At 72.4% G+C, this 19456-nt stretch carries 17 protein-coding genes and 1 pseudogene; 6 read left to right on the forward strand and 12 right to left on the reverse strand.

Translation table 11 applies throughout. The annotated features are described in order from the left end of the window. Positions 1 to 42: 42 nt before the first annotated feature. Complete coding sequence (locus E6R18_RS27530) at positions 43 to 1950, reverse strand: ABC transporter ATP-binding protein (protein ID WP_240799872.1); 1908 nt, start codon at positions 1948 to 1950, stop codon at positions 43 to 45. A 415-nt stretch (positions 1951 to 2365) separates the two neighbouring features. Here E6R18_RS27530 and E6R18_RS34480 point away from each other — a divergent pair, with 415 nt between their 5' ends. Continuing rightward, positions 2366 to 4045 (forward strand): cytochrome bc complex cytochrome b subunit, encoded by a 1680-nt coding sequence (locus tag E6R18_RS34480; protein ID WP_136319593.1) that lies wholly within the window; start codon positions 2366 to 2368, stop codon positions 4043 to 4045. Here the strand turns inward: E6R18_RS34480 and E6R18_RS27540 are convergent. Continuing rightward, positions 4006 to 4395 carry a cytochrome c oxidase subunit 4 gene (locus E6R18_RS27540; RefSeq protein WP_136319594.1) on the reverse strand — a complete coding sequence of 130 codons (390 nt, stop codon included), beginning with the start codon at positions 4393 to 4395 and terminating at the stop codon, positions 4006 to 4008. The genes E6R18_RS34480 and E6R18_RS27540 overlap by 40 nt on opposite strands. Then, entirely contained in the window at positions 4392 to 6110 is a 1719-nt protein-coding gene (ctaD, locus tag E6R18_RS27545) for a cytochrome c oxidase subunit I (protein WP_136319595.1), read from the reverse strand. The genes E6R18_RS27540 and ctaD overlap by 4 nt, the downstream gene beginning before the upstream one ends. A 255-nt stretch (positions 6111 to 6365) precedes the next feature. On the opposite strand from ctaD, the gene E6R18_RS27550 reads away from it, so the two are divergent. Beyond that, entirely contained in the window at positions 6366 to 6557 is a 192-nt protein-coding gene (locus E6R18_RS27550) for a DUF2795 domain-containing protein (RefSeq protein ID WP_136319596.1), read from the forward strand. Positions 6558 to 6639: 82 nt separating this feature from the next. Here E6R18_RS27550 and E6R18_RS27555 read toward each other — a convergent pair whose 3' ends face one another. From E6R18_RS27555 to E6R18_RS27570, 4 genes and pseudogenes are all read right to left on the reverse strand, one after another. Further along, positions 6640 to 7017: a VOC family protein gene (locus E6R18_RS27555; RefSeq protein ID WP_136319597.1), complete on the reverse strand. Its 378-nt coding sequence runs from the start codon at positions 7015 to 7017 to the stop codon at positions 6640 to 6642. 74 nt (positions 7018 to 7091) lie between these two features. Continuing rightward, positions 7092 to 7651: pseudogene (locus E6R18_RS27560) on the reverse strand (PhzF family phenazine biosynthesis isomerase). An 84-nt stretch (positions 7652 to 7735) separates the two neighbouring features. Beyond that, positions 7736 to 8203: a lamin tail domain-containing protein gene (locus E6R18_RS27565; protein ID WP_136319598.1), complete on the reverse strand. Its 468-nt coding sequence runs from the start codon at positions 8201 to 8203 to the stop codon at positions 7736 to 7738. A gap of 87 nt (positions 8204 to 8290) precedes the next feature. Further along, positions 8291 to 9064 (reverse strand): SDR family oxidoreductase, encoded by a 774-nt coding sequence (locus tag E6R18_RS27570; RefSeq protein ID WP_136319599.1) that lies wholly within the window; start codon positions 9062 to 9064, stop codon positions 8291 to 8293. A gap of 327 nt (positions 9065 to 9391) precedes the next feature. Between E6R18_RS27570 and E6R18_RS27575 the strand changes: the two genes are divergently transcribed. Further along, positions 9392 to 11020 carry an alkaline phosphatase D family protein gene (locus E6R18_RS27575; RefSeq protein WP_136319600.1) on the forward strand — a complete coding sequence of 543 codons (1629 nt, stop codon included), beginning with the start codon at positions 9392 to 9394 and terminating at the stop codon, positions 11018 to 11020. Between the two features lie 17 nt (positions 11021 to 11037). Here the strand turns inward: E6R18_RS27575 and E6R18_RS27580 are convergent, their stop codons facing one another. Then, on the reverse strand, positions 11038 to 12033 hold the full coding sequence (locus tag E6R18_RS27580; protein WP_206308442.1) for a Gfo/Idh/MocA family oxidoreductase: 996 nt from the start codon (positions 12031 to 12033) through the stop codon (positions 11038 to 11040). 78 nt (positions 12034 to 12111) lie between these two features. Between E6R18_RS27580 and E6R18_RS27585 the strand changes: the two genes are divergently transcribed. Beyond that, the gene (locus tag E6R18_RS27585; protein ID WP_136319601.1) at positions 12112 to 13428 is read left to right on the forward strand and encodes a multidrug effflux MFS transporter; all 1317 of its coding nucleotides are present in this window, start codon (positions 12112 to 12114) and stop codon (positions 13426 to 13428) included. A gap of 29 nt (positions 13429 to 13457) precedes the next feature. After that, entirely contained in the window at positions 13458 to 14456 is a 999-nt protein-coding gene (locus tag E6R18_RS27590) for a small ribosomal subunit Rsm22 family protein (protein ID WP_136319602.1), read from the forward strand. Positions 14457 to 14463: 7 nt separating this feature from the next. On the opposite strand, the gene ddaH is transcribed toward E6R18_RS27590, so the two are convergent. Next, positions 14464 to 15333, reverse strand: a complete 870-nt coding sequence (ddaH, locus tag E6R18_RS27595; protein WP_346765009.1) for a dimethylargininase — start codon at positions 15331 to 15333, stop codon at positions 14464 to 14466. A gap of 317 nt (positions 15334 to 15650) precedes the next feature. On the opposite strand from ddaH, the gene E6R18_RS27600 reads away from it, so the two are divergent. Next, positions 15651 to 16397: a bifunctional DNA primase/polymerase gene (locus tag E6R18_RS27600; protein WP_136319603.1), complete on the forward strand. Its 747-nt coding sequence runs from the start codon at positions 15651 to 15653 to the stop codon at positions 16395 to 16397. 29 nt (positions 16398 to 16426) lie between these two features. On the opposite strand, the gene E6R18_RS27605 is transcribed toward E6R18_RS27600, so the two are convergent. The 3 genes from E6R18_RS27605 to efeB form a co-directional block, all read right to left on the reverse strand. Continuing rightward, a complete protein-coding gene (locus E6R18_RS27605) occupies positions 16427 to 17341 on the reverse strand; it encodes a hypothetical protein (RefSeq protein WP_136319604.1) in 915 nt (304 codons plus the stop codon). Further along, the gene (efeU, locus tag E6R18_RS27610) at positions 17292 to 18260 is read right to left on the reverse strand and encodes an iron uptake transporter permease EfeU (RefSeq protein WP_136319605.1); all 969 of its coding nucleotides are present in this window, start codon (positions 18258 to 18260) and stop codon (positions 17292 to 17294) included. Before efeU ends, E6R18_RS27605 begins: the two co-directional genes overlap by 50 nt. Before the next feature lie 30 nt (positions 18261 to 18290). Next, the coding region (efeB, locus tag E6R18_RS27615) for an iron uptake transporter deferrochelatase/peroxidase subunit (RefSeq protein WP_136319606.1) at positions 18291 to 19456 on the reverse strand (1166 nt) is incomplete at its 5' end.

The following is a 19456-nucleotide window of genomic DNA, read 5'->3' on the forward strand; positions in this document are numbered from 1 at the left end:
GAGCCGTGCGCCTTTCGTCGGCGGGGGAGGAGAAAGGAGGGGTCAGGGGGTGGTCGGGTTCTCGCCCGTGCGTTGTTGCAGGTCCCACAGGGTCCTGAACAGGCCCGGTTCCCGCGTCAGTTGCTCGTACGTGCCCTCCTGCACGATCCGGCCGCCGTCCAGGACCACGATCCGGTCGGCGATGCTGACGTTGGTGAGGCGGTGGGTGATCAGCAGGACCGCGCGGTCCTTGGCCAGGTCCCGCAGGCCGGTGAAGATGCGGTACTCGGCCCGGGCGTCCAGCGCCGCCGTGGGTTCGTCCATCACCAGCAGGGACGCCTGGCGGTGGAAGGCCCGGGTCAGGACCGTGCGCTGCCACTGCCCGCCGGACAGCTGCTGGCCGCCGAACCACTCCGCCGTGAGCAGCGTGTCGAGGCCGGAGCGCAGGGTGGGCAGCATGTCGATCGCCCCGGACGCCTCGCAGGCGGCGAGGACGGCCGCGTCGCCGGTGTCGCCCTGGCCGAAGGTGATGTTGTCGCGCATGGTCAGCGGCAGGTACGTGTACTTCTGCGGGACCAGTGCGACGTTCCGCCACGCCTCCCACGGGTCCAGCTCGGCGGTCGTGGTGTGGTCCCAGGCGACCGCGCCGGTGGTCGGCAGCAGCAGCCCGCACAGCAGACGGGACAGGGTGGTCTTGCCCGAGCCGTTCTCGCCGACCAGGGCCACGATCTCGCCGCGCTTCACGTGCAGGCAGACCCCGGCGAGGCTGTCGGCGGGCGCGCCGTCGTAGCGGTAGGTGAGGTCGCGGGCCTCGAACCGCTCCGGCGCGGCCGGCAGGGTCCGGGTGCCCCGGGAGACCGCCATCGACTGGCCGTGGGCGTTGTCGAGGAACCGCTGCCAGTCCTGGACGTACCAGCCGGTGCGCACCAGCCGCGCCCCGCCGTTGATGATGCCGCGCACGGACGTGGTGGCCGTCTGGAGCGCGAAGACGGCGCCGCCGCCCGCCGCGAGGTCCATGCGGCCGGTGGCCAGGAGGTACAGCAGCGCCGCCCATACGCCGGCCGAGGCGACCCCGCCGACTGCGGCGCCGGCCAGCCCCATCCACGCTCCGGTGTCGGCGGCCCTGCGTTCGGCGGTGTTCACGGACGCGGCGAGGCGGCGGTAGCGCCCGACGAGGAACGGGCCGGCCAGGCAGGCCCGCATCTCCTCGCTGGACTCCGTGTACGCCATGTGCCAGCGCAGCTTGGACAGCATGCGGCGGCGCCCCGAGGTCTCCAGGTTCGCCAGGTACAGGACGCGGGCCGCCCGTACGTACGCGGCGGCCTGCGGCAGGCACGCCACCAGGAGCAGCGGCAGGAGCGCCGGGTGCAGGACCGCGAGCACGGTCGCCCCGGCGGTGAGCGTGGCGGTGGCGGCCAGCACGTCCTGGGACTCGGCCACGAGGTCGGGGGTGACCTGGGCGCCCCGGTCCGCGATGTCGTAGAAGTCGTTGTAGCCGGGCATGTTGTTCGCGGCGAGCTCCGCACCGAGCGCGGCCTCGATCATCGTCAGCTCCGCCTCCCGGGCCAGCACCGGGCGCAGCCTGCCGGTCAGCCACGTCACCACGATGCCCAGCAGCGCGCGCACCCCGGCGGCCGCCGCGATGACCGCCAGCTGCGGAGCGGCCTGCCACAGCCGGTCCGTGATGTCGCCGGAGGAGACCAGCGCGGTGATCGTGCTCGTGACCGCGAGCAGCCCCAGCGCGGCCAGCACCCCGCCGCCCACCTGACAGGCCAGCAGGCCCGCCGTCGCCGCCCGGTCCACCCGCCAGGCCATCCGCAGCGACCGCAGCACCAGCGCGGGCAGCCGCCGCGCCATCGTGCCGCTCGTCAGCTGCGCACCGGCCTGGAGCCGGGACTCGTCCCGGTACAGGAACTCCTCCCGCTGCGCCGCGCTCCCGCTGTCCGGTGGTGGTTCCGTCCGCGCGCTCACTCTGTCCGCACTCAGCTGTCCGGGCGTGCTGGCCGAGGTCAACGTGGCCCCCTCTGTGGTCGGTCGCGGCTGGGTCACCCGGCTTAACGACCGCCCCCGGAACTCGAACACCTGTGTTTCGGTCGGCCTCCGGGCCCCGCCGTGCCGGGCCGTACGGGCGTGCGGGATACATCCACCCGTGCCCCGCACGGGGTCCGGCGCGGCGCCGAGTTGGCCGAAACGCCGAGAGCAGCGCGCGCGGGCACCCAAGCCTCCCGCTCGCGCGCCGGTGCACGCGGGCGTCGGCCGAGCGGCGCAAGAGCGCGGCACCGTTGCGACGAACCCGGCCCGCGCGCCGTGACATCGGGAGATCCGGGGGTACCCCTTCCGTCGAGCGCGGAACAAGCGGAACAACCGGCCGACGGAGAGGCGACTCGTGCTGCTGTCGAAGAAGAGGGCGCGCCCGGAGGGCAAGGCACGGCGGACGGGGGAGAGGGCGGCGGACGCCGTCGACGCGCGGCTCCCGCTCGCCGGGGCGGCCAGGGCACTGCTGCGCAAGGCGTTCCCGGACCACTGGTCCTTCCTCCTGGGCGAACTCGCCCTCTACAGCTTCCTCGTCCTCCTGATCACCGGCGTGTACCTGACGCTGTTCTTCCAGCCGTCGATGACCGAGTCGGTGTACGCCGGCTCGTACGCGCCCCTCCACGGGGTCCGTATGTCGGAGGCGTACGCCAGCACTCTGCGCATCAGCTTCGACGTGCGCGGCGGCCTGCTGGTCCGGCAGATCCACCACTGGGCGGCGCTCGTCTTCGTCGCCTCGATCGGCGTGCACATGCTGCGGGTCTTCTTCACCGGCGCGTTCCGCAGGCCGCGCGAGGTCAACTGGACGGTGGGGCTGACGATGTTCCTCCTCGCCCTCCTGGAGGGCTTCGCCGGCTACTCGCTCCCCGACGACCTGCTCTCCGGCACGGGGCTGCGCACCGCGCAGGGCATCATGCTGTCGCTCCCGGTCGTCGGCACCTATGTGAGCTTCTTCGTCTTCGGCGGCCAGTACCCGGGCGACGACATCGTCTCGCGGCTCTACCCCGTGCACATCCTGCTCGTCCCCGGACTCCTCCTCGCCCTGGTCAGCCTCCATCTGCTCCTCGTCGTGCACCTCAAGCACACCCAGTGGGCGGGGCCGGGGCGGACCGGCCGCAATGTGGTCGGTCCGCCGTTCTTCCCGCAGTACGCGGCGAAGTCGGCCGGGCTCTTCTTCATGGTCTTCGGCGTGCTCGCCCTGCTGGGCGCCGTCGCGCAGATCAACCCGGTGTGGGACTACGGGCCGTACCGCACCGACCAGGTCTCCACCGGCGCCCAGCCCGACTGGTACGTCGGCTTCCTGGAAGGCGCGCTGCGGCTCATGCCCGGCGTCGAGACCCGGCTGTGGGGCCACACCCTGATGTGGAACCCGCTGGTGCCCGGCGTGCTGCTGCCCGGCGCCCTCTTCCTCGTGCTGTACGCGTATCCGTTCTTCGAGCGCTGGATCACCGGGGGCTCCGGCGAGCGCCACGTCTGCGACCGCCCGCGCGACCGGCCGGTCCGCACCGGGCTCGGGACCGGCGCCCTGACGGCCTACGCGGTACTCCTGCTCGCCGGTGCGCAGGACGTGATCGCCGACGTCTTCGACGTACCGGTGCACGCGCTGACCTGGGCGTTCCGCATCGCTCTGTTCGTCCTGCCGCCGGTGGCGTTCGTGGTGACCGACCGGCTCTGCCTGGCCCTCCAGGCGCGGGACCGGGAGCTGCTGGAGGACGGCGAGGAGACCGGGGGCGTACGCCAGTCGGTCGAGGGCGGCTACCGGCCGGAGCACCAGCGGCTGCCCGACGACAAGCGGTACGTCCTGCTGGCCAGGGACCTGCCCCGGCCGCTCGACCTGCCCGCACCCCGGCGCGCCCCCGCCCGCACCCGCCTCGTCCTGCGGCTGCGGTCCGCGCTCAGCCACTGGTACTACCGCGACCAGGTGCGGCCCGCGATGACGCGGGAGCAGGAGAAGGAGGCCCGGGCGCTGCTGGCCGGGCCGCGCCGGCCGGGGCGTCAGCGCGCGGGGTCGGGGTTCTGGAAGACGAAGCCGTAGACGCCCGGGATCAGCACGCCGACCCCGATGAGGAACAGCCACAGACCCTGGACCGTGCCCAGCCCGAGCAGCGCCGTACCGGCCGCGCTGATGGCCGGGTAGTAGCTGCGCGCCGGGAAGTAGCCGCGCCGGCCGCTCACCTCTTGGACGCGCACGTCCTTGCGGTCCTCGGGGCGCGGCCCCGTCCGGTACGCCTGCCGCCACAGGAAGGCGGCGATCAGCGCCCCCATGAGCCCGGACACGGTGAGCGCCGCGATGCCCGCAGGGTCGGGCGCGTACACCGCGTACACCGAGCAGGTCACCGCGAAGAACAGCGCAACCCCGGTGAAGAGCCATGCCTCGCCCCTCATCGCTCCGCCCTCCCCGCACCGTCGGCGACGGATTGCCGGGGCAGCGGGGCGCCCGCCTCCGGGTGGTGCAGGTCGAAGGCGGGCGACTCGGAGCGGATGCGGGGCAGCGCGTGGAAGTTGTGCCGGGGCGGCGGGCAGCTGGTCGCCCATTCCAGCGAGCGGCCCCAGCCCCACGGGTCGTCACTGGTGACCTTGACGCCGTAGCGCCAGGTCTTCCAGACGTTGTAGAGGAACGGCAGCGTGGACAGGCCCAGCAGGAACGCCCCGATGGTGGACAGGGTGTTGAGCGTGGTGAACCCGTCCGAGGCCAGGTAGTCCGCGTACCGGCGGGGCATGCCCTGCTCGCCCAGCCAGTGCTGGACGAGGAAGGTGAGCTGGAAGCCGACGAACAGCGTCCAGAAGTGGATCTTGCCGAGGCGTTCGTCGAGCATGCGGCCGGTGAACTTCGGCCACCAGAAGTAGAACCCGGCGAACGTGGCGAAGACGATCGTCCCGAACAGCACGTAGTGCAGGTGCGCGACGACGAAGTACGAGTCCGTCAGGTGGAAGTCCATCGGCGGCGACGCCACGAGCACCCCCGTGAGCCCGCCGAGCAGGAAGGTGACGAGGAAGCCCATGGACCACAGCATCGGCGTCTCGAACGACAGCGAGCCGTGCCACATCGTGCCGATCCAGTTGAAGAACTTCACGCCCGTCGGCACCGCGATCAGGAACGACATCAGCGAGAAGAACGGCAGCAGCACCCCGCCCGTCGCGAACATGTGGTGCGCCCAGACCGTCGCCGAGAGCCCGGTGATGGCGACGGTGGCACCGACCAGGCCGATGTAGCCGAAGGCCGGTTTGCGGCTGAAGACCGGCAGGATCTCGGTGACCACACCGAAGAACGGCAGCGCCACGATGTACACCTCGGGGTGGCCGAAGAACCAGAACAGGTGCTGCCACAGCAGCGCCCCGCCGTTGGCCGCGTCGAAGACGTGCGCCCCGAACTTCCGGTCCGCCTCCAGGGCGAGCAGCGCCGCCGTCAGCACCGGGAAGGCGAGCAGCGCCAGGATCGACGTGAAGAGCACGTTCCAGGTGAAGATCGGCATCCGGAACAGCGTCATCCCCGGGGCCCGCAGGCAGACGATCGTGGTGATGAAGTTGACCGAGCCGAGGATCGTGCTCAGCCCGGAGACGACGAGCCCCATCACCCACAGGTCCCCGCCGGTCCCGGGCGAGAACACCGGCCCGTTCAGCGGCGCGTACGCGAACCAGCCGAAGGCGGCGGCGCCGTTGGCCGTCAGGAACCCCGAGACGACCATCAGCCCGCCGAAGAGGTACACCCAGTACGTGTACGCGTTCAGCCGGGGGAAGGCCACGTCCGGCGCCCCGATCTGCAGGGGCATGACCGCGTTGGCGAAGCCGGTGAAGGTGGGGGTGGCGAACAGCAGCATCATGATCGTGCCGTGCACGGTGAACAGCTGGTTGTACTGCTCCGGCGAGACGATCTGCATCCCGGGCCGGGCGAGTTCGGCGCGCATGACCATGGCCAGCGCGCCGGCGAACAGGAAGAACGCGAACGAGGTGACCAGGTACATGTTGCCGATGACCTTGTGGTCGGTCGTCGACAGCAGCCTCAGCAGTCTCGCGCCTCCGCCGACCCGCCGCTCGGTCCGCGCCCGCTCCTCCCGCCCCCGCCCCGTCGCCGTTTCCCGTTGTTCGTCCAGCGACGCCATACACCCTCCCGATCGGACCCGGTCCGCAGACGGCACGGCGGCGGCCACCGGCCATCTTGCGCCCGGTGGGCCGTCGAGCCCGTCATCAGCGGCGTGTACCCGGGTTACGGCTACCCGAACGGACCACGCCGAGGAGGGTGCGCGGACTTCGCACCACGGGTCTCAGGGCTCCGTTGCGGTTACGGCGGGCGGGCAATCGGGTCACGGGCGCCCCGACGGCGCGATCCCGCACCCCGGCGCGGGTACCTCGTTCCCATGAACGCGAACCCGATCGAACTGCAGAAGTGCCTCAGCGGCGTCGGCTACCCCGCCGGCAAGGACGCGATCGTGGAGCAGGCACGCCAGAACGGTGCCGGCGACGAGGTCATGGCAGCGCTGAAGAGCCTGCCGGAGAAGGAGTACGAATCGCCCGCCGAGGTGAACAAGGAGGTCGCCCAGCAGGACTGAACCGGACCGTCAGCGGGCGTGCGCAGGGACGTCGGGGCCGGGGCCGGGCCGCCGGTGGGGAATCGGCCCCGGGTCCTGCGGCTCAGCGGTGCGTCAGCACATTGATCACGCGCCCGTTCGGGTCGCGTACGAAGAAGCGGCGCACGCCCCACTCCTCGTCGTGCGGGCCGTACACGATCTCGGCGCCGGCGCCGGTCAGCGCGGCGTGCACCGCGTCCACGTCGTCCACCTCCACGCTCAGGTCCGGGGTGACCGGCCCCGTCCTGTCGGCGGTCATGACGCTGATCTGGGCCGCGGGCCGGGAGGGCGACGCCAGGGTCATGATCCAGCCGTGGTTCATGACCTCCTCGAAGCCCAGCAGGCCGTAGAACGCGGCGTTCTCCCGCAGCGCGGCCGCGCCGGCCTCCGTGTCGTCGCTCGCACCGACCGGGATGTTGGGAACCACGCGGCGGATGGACATGAGGCACTCCTGTCGCATTGATGACGGGCAGTCACTCCTCCCACCCTAGGCGCGAGGACCCGGCCTGGCCCCGTTCAGGCCGGCTCGGGCAGGCGGGCACCCGAGCCGCTCACCCGCACCCGCGCGTCGCCCGCCCGCAGCGTCACCGTGAGCGTGCCGGGGCGGCCCATGTCCTCACCCTGGTGCAGGGTCAACTCGACGGTCTCCGGTACGAGGGACAGCTCCTCGATGTGCGGTTCCACGCCGGCCAGGGTGGCCCGCAGCTCGCCGTCCTCGCGGACCACGGAGACCGGCACCGCACCGGCGCGGGTGGTGAACTCCGGCTCCCCGGGGCCGCCCCGCTCGGCGAGGGCCAGGGCCGTCGCGACGGTGGCGTGGCCGCAGAACGGCACCTCGGCCTTCGGGCTGAAGTAGCGGATCACGTACCCGCGCGCGCCGGGCACGCCGCCTCGGTCCGCCCGGTCAGGAAGGCCGACTCGCTGTAGCCGAGCTCCGCCGCCACGGCCAGCATGGCCGCGTCGTCCAGACCGGCGGCGTCGAGCACGACCCCGGCGGGGTCGCCGCCCTCGGGGTCGGCGGAGAACGCCGTGTAGCGCAGCACCTCGGGGGGTCCGGCCGCGGGAAGATCGCTCATGTGCCGCACAGCCCCGGGCCCGGCGACGGCAATCCCGGGGGCCCGCACCCTTCTCGGGCGGGCCCCCGGGGCGGGCCGTGTGACTCAGTGGCAGTTCTTGGTGCCGGTGCCGGACTTCGTCCAGGAGCAGGAGTCCAGCAGCGCGCCGCTCGGCTTGATCAGCCGCGCCTTGTCACCGGTGTTGTTCCAGACGTACGAGCCGCGGTTCCAGTACACATGGCCGGGACTGGTCGTGCCCTTGCCGGTGTGGACCTTGACGGTCTTGCCGGGGCTGACGTTGTAGCTGCCGAAGGTGTACGTGTAGCCGGTGTTGTCCTTGAGCTTGTAGCCCTTGAGCTGCACCTTCGACTTGGTGTTGTTGTGTATCTCGACCCATTCGGCCTTCAGCGAGGCGTTGGACCGGGTGTCCTTGCCGGGGCTGTCGTACTGGATCTTGCCGAGATGCACTCCGCCCTGGTGCTTCGCGGCCGAGGCCGGCGTCGCGAGGAGCAGCGAACCGGCGAGTGCGGTCGTGGCGGCCAGAGCGAGGGGCGCCGCGGTGCGTATGCGCATGCTGTGTTCCTTGTGTGGAGTTCCGGTGAAGGACTGTGAGCATAAGGGCAGGACGCGGACGCCGGGACGGATACGGCACAATCCGCGTCAGCCGCGCCCCACGTACGGCATCGCCGTCGCCATGACCGTCGCGAACTGGACGTTCGCCTCCAGCGGCAGCTCCGCCATGTGGAGCACCGTCCGGGCCACGTCGGCGGCCGCCATCACCGGCTCCACGGCCAGTTCGCCGTTGGCCTGGAGCGTGCCCGTCCGCATCCGCTCGGTCATGTCGGTCGCCGCGTTCCCGATGTCGATCTGGCCGCAGGCGATCCGGTGGGGGCGCCCGTCCAGCGAAAGCGACTTCGTCAGGCCGGTGATGGCGTGCTTGGTCGCGGTGTACGCCACCGAGTGCGGGCGGGGCGTGTGCGCGGAGACCGAGCCGTTGTTGATGATCCGGCCGCCCTGCGGGTCCTGCTCCTTCATCTGCCGGTACGCCGCCTGCGCGCACAGGAAGGCGCCCGTCAGGTTCACGTCGACGACGCCGTGCCAGTCCTCGTACGCGAGGTCCTCCACCGGTACCGCGCCCGGCCCGAAGCTGCCCGCGTTGTTGAAGAGCAGATCGAGGCGGCCGAAGCACTCCCGTACGGAGGAGAACAGCGCGTCCACGTCCTGCGGGCGGGTGACGTCGGCGGGGACGGTGATCACCCGGGCCCGTTCGCCGGCCAGCGCGGCGGTCTCGGCGAGCGGGTCCGGGCGCCGGCCCGCCAGCGCGACCGCCCAGCCGGCACCGGTCAGGGCGAGCGCCACCGCCCGCCCGATCCCGGAGCCCGCACCCGTGACCACTGCCGTCCTCGTCGTGGAATTCAACAGTCCGTTGCTCATGCAGCCGCAGCGTACGCGCGGCGGTGTCCGCCGGGGGTGTCCGGGGCGGGGCCGAGGAGCGCGGCCTCCTGCGCGCGGGCCCGACCGCCGGGGCGCTGCCGATTCCCGTCCCCCCAGGGGTGATTCCGGGGACCGGTCCGGCGATTCCCGCCCCCTCGCGGCCCCACGCGATGATCATGGTTTGGCCGCGTACGCGGAGTTTGCCCCCGGGGGCACCATCCTGCCGCACTCCTCATCCAGGCGACGCCCGCGCGACGCGAGCACGACAACCGGAGGATGCGCCGGACCGGTGGACTTCCCCCACATCACCAGTCAGGGGAGGGACAGATGACGCACTCATCGCCACAGCAGGAGCTGCGCGACGCCGCCCGGCACACCGATCGCCGCCGCTTCCTCACCGTCACCGGAGCCGCCGCCGCGCTCGCCTTCTCGGTCGGCCTGCCCGCCGCCGGGACCGCCAGTGCGCGCGAGATGCAGGCCCGACGGATCGCCGAGGACCCGTTCACCCTCGGCGTCGCGTCGGGCGACCCGCTGCCCGCCTCCGTCCTCCTGTGGACACGGCTCGCGCCCCGCCCGTTCGAACCCGGCAGCGGGCTGCCCGACGCCCGCGTCGAGGTCCGCTGGGAGCTGGCCCACGACGAGCGCTTCACCCGCGTCGTCCGGCGCGGCACCACCTACGCGCACCCGGAGTTCCACCACAGCGTGCACGTCGAGGTCCAGGGCCTCGCCCCGGACCGCGTCCTCTACTACCGCTTCCGCGCCGGACAGTGGACCAGCCCCGTCGGCCGCACCCGCACCGCGCCCGCGCCCGGCGCCCGCAAGCGCGAACTGAGCCTCGCCGCCGTCTCCTGCCAGGCGTACCACGACGGCTACTTCACCGCGTACAAGCACCTCGCCCAGGAGGACGTGGACGTCGTCTTCCACCTCGGCGACTACCTCTACGAGTACGCCGTCACCGCGACCGGCGGCGCCCGCGACTACACCGACCGCACCCTGCCCGCCCTCTTCAACCGGGAGACGGCCACGCTGGAGGACTACCGCCTGCGGTACGCCCTCTACAAGTCCGACCCCGACCTGCGCGCCGCCCACGCGGCGCACCCCTTCGTCGTCACCTGGGACGACCACGAGACCGAGAACAACTACGCGGGCGACATCTCCGAGGACGACGCACCGCGCGAGGAGTTCCTGATCCGCCGGGCCGCCGCGTACCGCGCGTACTGGGAGAACCAGCCGCTGCGCGCGCCCCAGCGGCCGACCGGACCCGACATGCGGCTCTACCGCCGGCTGAACTTCGGCCGGCTCGCCCAGTTCGACGTCCTCGACACCCGCCAGTACCGCAGCGACCAGGCGTACGGCGACGGCTGGCAGACCCCCGGGCCCGAGTCCGAGGACCCGAAGCGCACCCTGACCGGTGCCACCCAGGAGCGCTGGCTCATCGACGGCTGGCGCCACTCGCACGCCACCTGGAACGTCGTGCCGCAGCAGGTCACCTTCGCCCAGCGGCGCGACGTGCCGACCGACGCCTTCAAGCTGTCCATGGACTCCTGGGACGGCTACCCGGCCTCCCGCGACCGCATCCTGAAGGGCGCCGAGCGCGCCGGCGTGGACAACCTCATGGTGCTCACCGGCGATGTGCACGTGAGCTACGCCTTCGACCTCAAGCGGGACTTCGACGACCCGGCGTCGCGCACCGTCGGCACCGAGATCGTCACCACGTCCGTCACCAGCGGCAAGGACGGCTCCGAGAAGCCGTCCAACTACACCAACCTCACGCGGGCCAACCCGCACCTGAAGTTCTACAACGGGCGCCGCGGCTACGCCGTCGTCACCCTCCAGGAGCGCCGGGCGCGCGCCGACTTCCGTACGGTCTCCGCCGTCACCAAGCCGGGCGCCCCCGTCACCACCGCCGGCTCCTACGTCACCGAGGCCGGCGACCCGGGCCTGAAGCCTGCCTGATCCCTACGGGCCGGCGCCTACGCGTCCACCGGGTAGCGGACGCCGACGCGGTCACGCACCGCGTCGAGCGTCCGCATCACCGCGAGCGAACCCTCCAGCGGCACCAGCGGGGACTCCGTCTCGCCCGCCCGGACCGCGCGCATCACCTCGGCCGCCTCGTACTGCATCCCCGACAGACCCCGCGGACCCGGGCCCGAGGTGATCTCCTCGGGCTCGCCGCCCGCCCGGTGCAGCGTGAAGCCCTGCGGGTGGAAGAAGCTGTGCGGGATGTCGATCCGCCCGCCCGTCCCGATCACCGTGGCGGCGGTCGGGTGGTGCCCGACGATCGAGCAGGACAGCAGCGCGGTGGCACCCGAGTCCCAGCCCAGCAGCATCCCGGTGTTCAGGTCCACGCCCTCCGGCGACAGCAGCGCGTCCGCCTGCACCCGGTCCGGCTCGCCCAGCAGCAGCTGCGCGAACGCCACCGGATACACGCCCAGGTCCAGCAGCGCGCCGCCGCCCAGCCGCGGGTCGCGCAGCCGGTGCCCCGGCCCCAGGTCGCCCGCGAAGCCGAAGTCGGCCTGCACGGTGCGGATCTCGCCGATCGCCCCGTCCCGCACCAGCTCGGTCAGCCGCCGCACGACCGGGTTGCAGTACGTCCACATCGCTTCCATCAGGAAGACCCCGCGGTCCCGGGCGAGCTTCACCAGCTCCCGGGCCTCGCGCTCGTTGAGCGTGAACGCCTTCTCGCACAGCACGTGCTTCCCGGCCTCCAGTGCGAGCGCGGCGGCCTCCCGGTGCGCGGAGTGCGGCGTGGCCACGTACACCACGTCGACCTCGTCGTCCGCGACCAGACCGGCCCAGCTGCCGTACGCCCTCGGTATCCCGAACCGCTCCGCGAACGCCTGCGCCGAGGCATCCGTACGGGAGGCCACGGCCACCACCTCCGCATCGGGCATGGCCCGCAGATCAGCGGTGAACGTCGTCGCGATCCCACCAGTCGCCAGCACGCCCCAACGGACAGTCCTGCTCATGCACGCTCCCAAAAAGGTGTCGACCATCCCCGCTGAGCTGAGAGCATAGAGCCGGATTCAACAACTATGGAGATGAGAATGCCGGAGAGCGGCGTCAGCCGGGCCCAGCAGATACGTACCACCGACACCACCGGAACCGCCGCCGCTCCTCACGGCGGGGCCCCACTTCCCGGCGGAGCCACCGCCGCCGCCCGGCGCACCGGCCTCCTCGTCACCCTGGTCCTCGGCGGCCTGACCGCGCTCCCGCCGCTGTCCATGGACATGTACCTCCCGGCGCTCCCCGCGGTCACCGACTCGCTGCACGCCCCCGCCGCCACCGTTCAGCTCACCCTCACCGCCTGCCTCACCGGCATGGCGCTCGGCCAGGTCGTAGTCGGACCGATGAGCGACCGCTGGGGCAGGCGCCGCCCGCTGCTCCTCGGCATGGTGGTCTACGTCCTCGCCACCGCGCTCTGCATCTTCGCCCCGTCCGCCGGGCTCCTGATCGCCTTCCGCCTGATCCAGGGCCTCGCGGGCGCGGCCGGCATCGTCATCGCCCGGGCCGTGGTGCGCGACATGTACGACGGCGTCGCGATGGCGCGGTTCTTCTCGACCCTGATGCTGATCTCCGGCGTCGCCCCCGTCATCGCGCCGGTCATCGGCGGCCAGGTCCTGCGGCTCACCGACTGGCGCGGCATCTTCGCCGTCCTCACCGTGGTCGGCGTCCTGTTCACCCTCGTCGTCTGGAAGTGGCTCGGCGAGACCCTGCCGCCCGCCGAGCGCCACACCGGCGGCATCGGCGACGCGCTGCGCACGATGCGCGCCCTGCTCGCCGACCGCGTCTTCACCGGCTACATGATCGCGGGCAGCCTCGCCTTCGCAGCCCTCTTCGCCTACGTGAGCGCCTCGCCCTTCGTCATCCAGGAGATCTACGGCGCCTCCCCGCAGACCTTCAGCCTGCTGTTCGGCATCAACTCCATCGGCCTGATCACCGTCGGCCAGATCAACGGCAAGCTGCTCGTCGGCCGGGTCAGCCTCGACAAGGCCCTCACCTGCGGACTCGTCGTCATCGTGACCGCCGCGGTCGCCCTGCTCCTGATGACCTCCGGCGCCTTCGGCGACGTCGGGCTCGTGCCGGTGGCCGCCGGGCTGTTCGTGCTGATGTCGGCGATGGGCCTGGCGATGCCCAACACCAACGCCCAGGCGCTGATGCGCACCAAGCACGCCGCCGGATCGGCCTCCGCGCTGCTCGGCACCTCGCAGTTCCTGATCGGGGCCGTCGCCTCCCCGCTCGTCGGGATCGCGGGCGAGGAGACCGCGGTGCCCATGGCCGTCGTCCAGCTCGTCTGCGCGGCCGGCGCGCTCGTCTGCTTCCTCGGCCTGTGCCGCCCCTGGCAGCGCACCTCCGCGATCTGAGCGCCCCCCCGCCCGCCTACAATTCCTCGGTGAACGCCACCCTCCCCACCGCGGAAGCCCTGCGCGCGGCCCTGGCCGGACTCCTCGACGGGCTGCCGCCCAAGCAGGCGGGCCAGGCCGTCGACCGGCTCATCGCCCACTACCGGGGCACGATCCCCACGGACACCCCGGTGCTCCGCGACCGATCGGACGTGGTCGCGTACGCCGCGTACCGGATGCCGGCCACCTTCGAAGCCGTACGGGCCGCCCTCGGCGCCCTGCACGCGGCCGCCCCCGACTGGGCGCCCGCCACGCACACCGACATCGGCGGCGGCACCGGGGCCGCGAGCTGGGCCGTCGCCGGGGAGTGGGAGGGCCACCGCACCACGGTCCTGGACTGGGCCGAACCCGCGCTCGCCCTGGGCCGCGAACTGGCCGGCGCCTCCGGCCTGCCCGCCCTGCGCACCGCCGACTGGCAGCGCGCCCGCATCGGCAAGGACCTGGACCTCCCCGCCACGGACCTGGTGACGATCTCCTACGTACTCAACGAGCTGACCGGCCAGGCCCGCACCGCCCTCATCGACGCCGCCGCCGGGGCCGCCCAGGCCGTCGTGGTGGTCGAGGCAGGCACCCCCGACGGCTACGCCCGCATCATCGAGGCCCGCGACCGGCTGATCGCCGCCGGGCTCACCGTCGCCGCGCCCTGCCCGCACAGCGGCGCCTGCCCTATCGAGCCGGGCACCGACTGGTGCCACTTCTCGGCCCGGGTCAGCCGCTCCTCCCTGCACCGCAAGGTCAAGGGCGGCACGCTGGCGTACGAGGACGAGAAGTTCAGCTACGTCGCCGCCACCCGCTTCGCGCCCCGGCCCGTGGCCGCCCGGGTCACCCGCAGGCCGCAGATCCGCAAGGGCCAGGTGCTCCTGGAGCTCTGCACCCGCGACGAGGGCCTGCGGCGGGCCACGGTCACCAAGCGGCACGGCGAGCTGTACCGCGCCGCCCGGGACACCGACTGGGGCGACGCCTGGCCGCCGCCGCAGGACACTCCCTAGCCCATCCCTAGCCCCGCAGCTCCTGCGTGCAGCACTTCACGCTGCCGCCGCCCTTCAGCAGCTCGCTCAGGTCCATCGGCACCGGCTCGAAACCGCGCGCCCGCAACGGGTCGAACAGGCCCGTCGCGGCCTGCGGCAGCAGCACGTGGCGTCCGTCGCTGACCGCGTTCAGACCGAGCGCGGCGGCGTCCGCCTCCTCGGCGATCAGCGCGTCCGGGAAGAGCCGGGCCAGCACCGCGCGGCTGCCCGGGGAGAAGGCCGGCGGGTAGTACATGACCTCGTCGGCCGCCTCGTCGAGCACGCTCAGGGCCGTATCGAGGTGGTAGTAGCGCGGGTCCACCAGATCGAGGCCGATCACCGGACGGCCGAAGAACTCCTGCGCCTCCGCGTGCGAGAGCGGACTCGACCGGAAGCCCCGCCCGGCCAGGACGTACGAGGAGGTCACCGCGAAGTCGCCCTCGCCCTCGTTGACGTGGTCGGGCTCGTGGATCTCGGTGAAGCCGTGGCCGCGGAACCAGTCGCGGTGGGCGGCGGCCTCCTCGAACCGCTCACGGTACGCGAAGCGGGCGCCCAGCACCCGGCCGTCGATCACCGTGGCCCCGTTCGCCGCGAAGACCATGTCGGGCAGGTCGGGGTACGGCTCCAGCAGATCGACCGTGTGGCCGAGCGCGCGGTAGCGGTCGCGCAGGTCCTCCCACTGGGTCTGCGCCAGCGGCAGGTCGACCGGCTTGGTGGGGTCCATCCAGGGATTGATGGAATACGTCACCCTGAAGTGGGAAGGGGCACACATCAGGTAGTGCCGGGGTGTGGCCTGACGGCTGGAGGGGCGGCGCGAAGCGCCTCGGTGAGGGGTGGCGGTCGGGCGACGGGTGGGCAACGAAGGCTCCTCACGAGTCGTCGCGGCGGCTGGTGGCCGCTGCGGCCGGTGCGTCGCACGGGTGTGTGCGTGAGCCCATGGTGCGCCGTACGGGGCCCCGGACACAGTGGTCCGATCGGGTGGTTCGGGCGGACGCGGCCGGCCGCGCGCGCCCCTTTCCGGCCCGGGGCCGGGAAAGTACGCGCCCTTTCATGACAAAGCGTGTGATAGTGCCCACCGTGCGGCATCGGCCGTCCCACCCCGCTTCCGCGCTCTGGCCACCCGAGGCGCAGGATGGTGGGACCATGGGCAGGGGCAACGCAAAGGCAAGGGGATAGATGGGCGCCGATTTCGGCCGTAATCGCGGCTCAGAGAGCAAGTTTTCCCAGTGGCTGCGGCGACGACCCAAACCGCAGCAGCGCGAGGTCGACGACACCGCACGGGAGGCGCTGCTCCTGGCTGTCGCCGAAGCCGGAATGCCGATCGCGCCCGCCGCCCACCCGGTCGGCTACCGATGTTCGTGCGAACGCATCGGCTGTCCCACCCCGGCCCGCCATCCGATCTCCTTCGCCTGGCAGACGCAGTCCACCACCGACCGCGCCCAGATCGAGCGCTGGGCCCGCAGCCAGCCGCAGGCCAACTTCATCACGGCGACCGGCATGATCCACGACGTGCTCGACGTCCCGCTCTCCGCGGGCGCCCAGGCGCTGGAGCGGCTGCTCGACGCCGGTGTCGAGGTCGGCCCCGTGGCCCGCTCCGGCGACGACCGGATGCTGTTCTTCACGGCGACGCGCGGCACGCCGGAGGACGAGGACGAGTGGTGGCCGTGCGAGCTGGACTGCCACCCCGAGACGATGGACGAGCACCCGGGCCTGCGCTGGCACTGCCGGGGCAGCTATGTGCTGCTGCCGCCCGCCCTGCTCCCCGGTGAGCTGGACGTCGCCTGGCTGCGGGGCCCCGAGCACCCGCTGCCCGACCCGCTGACGCTCCTGGAGACGCTGACGGACGCGTGCGCGCGGTTCGTGGGCTCCGCCGAGCAGAGCGACGTCGACCACGACGCGGTGGCCTGGCCGCTGCGCCGGTGACCGGGAGCGGGGGGTCTCCCGTCGCCCCGCTACGAGCCCTTCGCCGCCGTCAGGCCGGGGAGCCGGTTCAGGACGGTCACCTTGCGGGCCGCGCCGCCCTTCTCGGGGACGTACACCAGCTGGCTGGAGACCCGCTCCTTGGTCAGGGTGCTCTTCACCTCACCGGTGAGCAGCGCCTCCACATCGGGGTCCACCTCCGGGCGCAGCCCCTTCGCGGCGGTCTGCCGTTCGAAGTGCTTGCTGCTGAAGAAGACCAGCGCCCCGCCGTCCTCGGTCGCCAGCGCGAGGGGCGCGAACGTGCCGTCGTCGAGCGGCTGGTCGACGTACTGGTACGAGAACCCCGCCCGCTTGGTGTTCAGCCGGGCGTCGCGCCACTGGGAGGTCGCGGCGCCCGGCGCGAACACGTCGGGCGTGCCCTTCTGCAGGTACCGCGTGTACTGCGTGCCCAGGTCCTGCGGGGCCACGGCCAGCTCGGCGCTGTCCGCCGCGACCGGCTCGGCCCGGCCGTCGCCGTCCTTCGCGAGGGCGGGTATCCGGTCGGGGGCGACGACCGACAGATAGGCGGCCTTCCAGCCCGCGTCGGGGCCGGTCCTGACGAAGGCCAGCAGCCAGCGGGTGTCCTGGTCGCCCGCGTCCTGGTCGCGGTTGGAGTCCGTGTCGGCGAGGAACCAGCGCGGCCAGCCCGCCTTCTTGGGTATGACGAACGTGGCGTCGGTCAGCTCCAGCGGCTGGTGCCGGGTGTTGCCGGTCGGCTCGATCGTGTGGCGGGCCTTCAGCCCGGCCTGGTTGATGGCGCCGAGCGAGCCGGTCACCCGGTCGGCGTCGAGCGCCGGATCGTACGCCTTGTCCGCGGCGTTGTACGCGGCGGTGAACTCCTTCAGGGCCTGCGCGGCCTCAGACTTCGTCGCCGCCGGCACGACTTCCAGCTCGCCGTGCACCGTCATGCACCCGCTCGCCGTCAAGCTCAGCACCGTCGCCACCGCGAGTCCCGTCACCGGCCGTGCCGGCTTCAGACTTCTCATCCGTTGCCTTCCGCGCCTTCTGATCCGTCGCCACTGACCGTCCGAACCCTACCGGGGACAGGAACAGCGCGAGGGCCGGGACCAGATACAGGGCCCACACCGTGAGCTGGAGGACGGTCGGGTCCGGCTGGAAGTTGAACGTGCCCTTCAGCAGCGTCCCGTACCAGCTGTCCGGAGGGATCGTGGAGCTGATGTCGAACGCCACGTTCCGCAGACCGCCGAGGAACTCCGCCTCCTGGAGGTCGTGCACCCCGTAGGCGAGCACGCCCGCGGCGACGACCACCAGCATCCCGCCGGTCCAGGTGAAGAACTTCGCCAGGTTGATCTTCAGCGCGCCCCGGTAGAACAGCCAGCCCAGCACGACCGCCGTGACGATCCCCAGCACCGCGCCGATCATCGGGTGCCAGCCGTCGTCCGCCGCGTGCACCGCCCGCCACACGAACAGCGAGGTCTCCAGGCCCTCCCGGCCGACCGCGAGGAGCGCGGTGGCGACGAGCGCGCCGGTGCCCATCGCGAGCGCCGCGTCCAGCTTGCCGTGCAGCTCCGCCTTCAGATGGCGCGCGGTGCGCCGCATCCAGAAGACCATCCACGTCACCAGGCCGACCGAGACGATCGACAGCGAACCGCCGAGCGCCTCCTGAGCCTTGAACGTCATCTCCTGCGAGCCGAACTCGAGCCCCGCGCCGAACGCCAGGCTGACCACGACCGCGATGGACACACCGATCCAGATCGGCGGCAGCTTGTCGCGGTTGCCGGTCTTCACCAGGTACGCGATGAGGATGCAGACGACCAGGCTGGCCTCAAGCCCCTCGCGCAGCCCGATCAGGAAGTTGCTGAACACGTCTCGGTTCCCTTTCCGCTTCGAGTCCCGTTACGAGAACAGCGCCCGGCCCCACCAGTCGTCCGTGTCGCGGACGCCCGGCGGGACGGCGAAATGCGCCGAACCCACGTGCTGGATGTACTCGTTGAGTGCGTCGTGTGCCGCCAGCCGCCGTTGCAGGGGGACGAACCCCTTGCGCGTGTCGCGCTGGTAGGCGAGGAAGAACAGCCCCGCGTCGAGCCGGCCGAGGCCGTCGGTGCCGTCCGTGAAGGAGTAGCCGCGGCGCAGGATCGTCGCCCCGTCGTTGCTGTCCGGGTGGGCGAGGCGCACGTGCGCGGTCGGCAGCATCGCCTTCAGGAACGGCTCGTCGCGCTCCTTCGACTTACCCACCGGCGCGCCCTCGCCCTTGTCGCGGCCGAAGACGTCCTCCTGCTCCTGGAGCGAGGCGCGGTCCCAGGTCTCGATGTGCATCCGGATGCGCCGGGCGACCAGGTAGGAGCCCCCGGTCATCCAGTCCGCCCCGTCCTTCGCCCCGACCCACACGTGCCGGTCCAGGGCGGCGGTGTCGGTGCCGGAGATGTTCCGGGTGCCGTCCTTGAAGCCGAGCATGTTGCGCGGGGTCTGGGCGTCGGGCGTCGTGGAGGACGTCTTGCCGAAGCCCAGCTGCGACCAGCGGATCGCGCAGCGGCCCATGCCGATCCTGGCGAGGTTGCGGATGGCGTGCACGGCGACCTGCGGGTCGTCCGCACACGCCTGGACGCACAGGTCGCCGCCGCTGCGGGACGTGTCCAGGTTGTCACCGGGGAACTTCGGCAGGTCGACGAGCGCGTCGGGGCGCCGGTCCTCCAGGCCGAAGCGCCCCTTGGCGAACAGCGAGGGCCCGAAGCCGATCGTCAGCGTCAGCCGGGACGGCCTGAGGCCCAGCGCCTCGCCCGTGTCGTCCGGCGGGGCCTCGGCCGGGCCCCCGTAGGCGCCGTCGCCGACCGCGTGGCCGGCGGCCATCCGCTCGGCCGCCCGGGTCCACTCCTTGAGCAGGGCGACCAGTTCGGCCCGGTCCTTCGTCGTCACGTCGAACGCGGCGAAGTGCAGCCGGTCCTGGACGGCGGTGGCGATGCCGGCCTGGTGCGCCCCGTGGAACGGCACCGCCGCGCCGCTGTCCGCGGCGGCGGCCCGCGTACCGCCCGAGCGGGCCGCGGCGACGCCCACGCCGGCCGCCG

The organism is Streptomyces sp. A1277, assembly GCF_004795015.1.
Classification (GTDB): Bacteria; Actinomycetota; Actinomycetes; order Streptomycetales; family Streptomycetaceae; genus Streptomyces.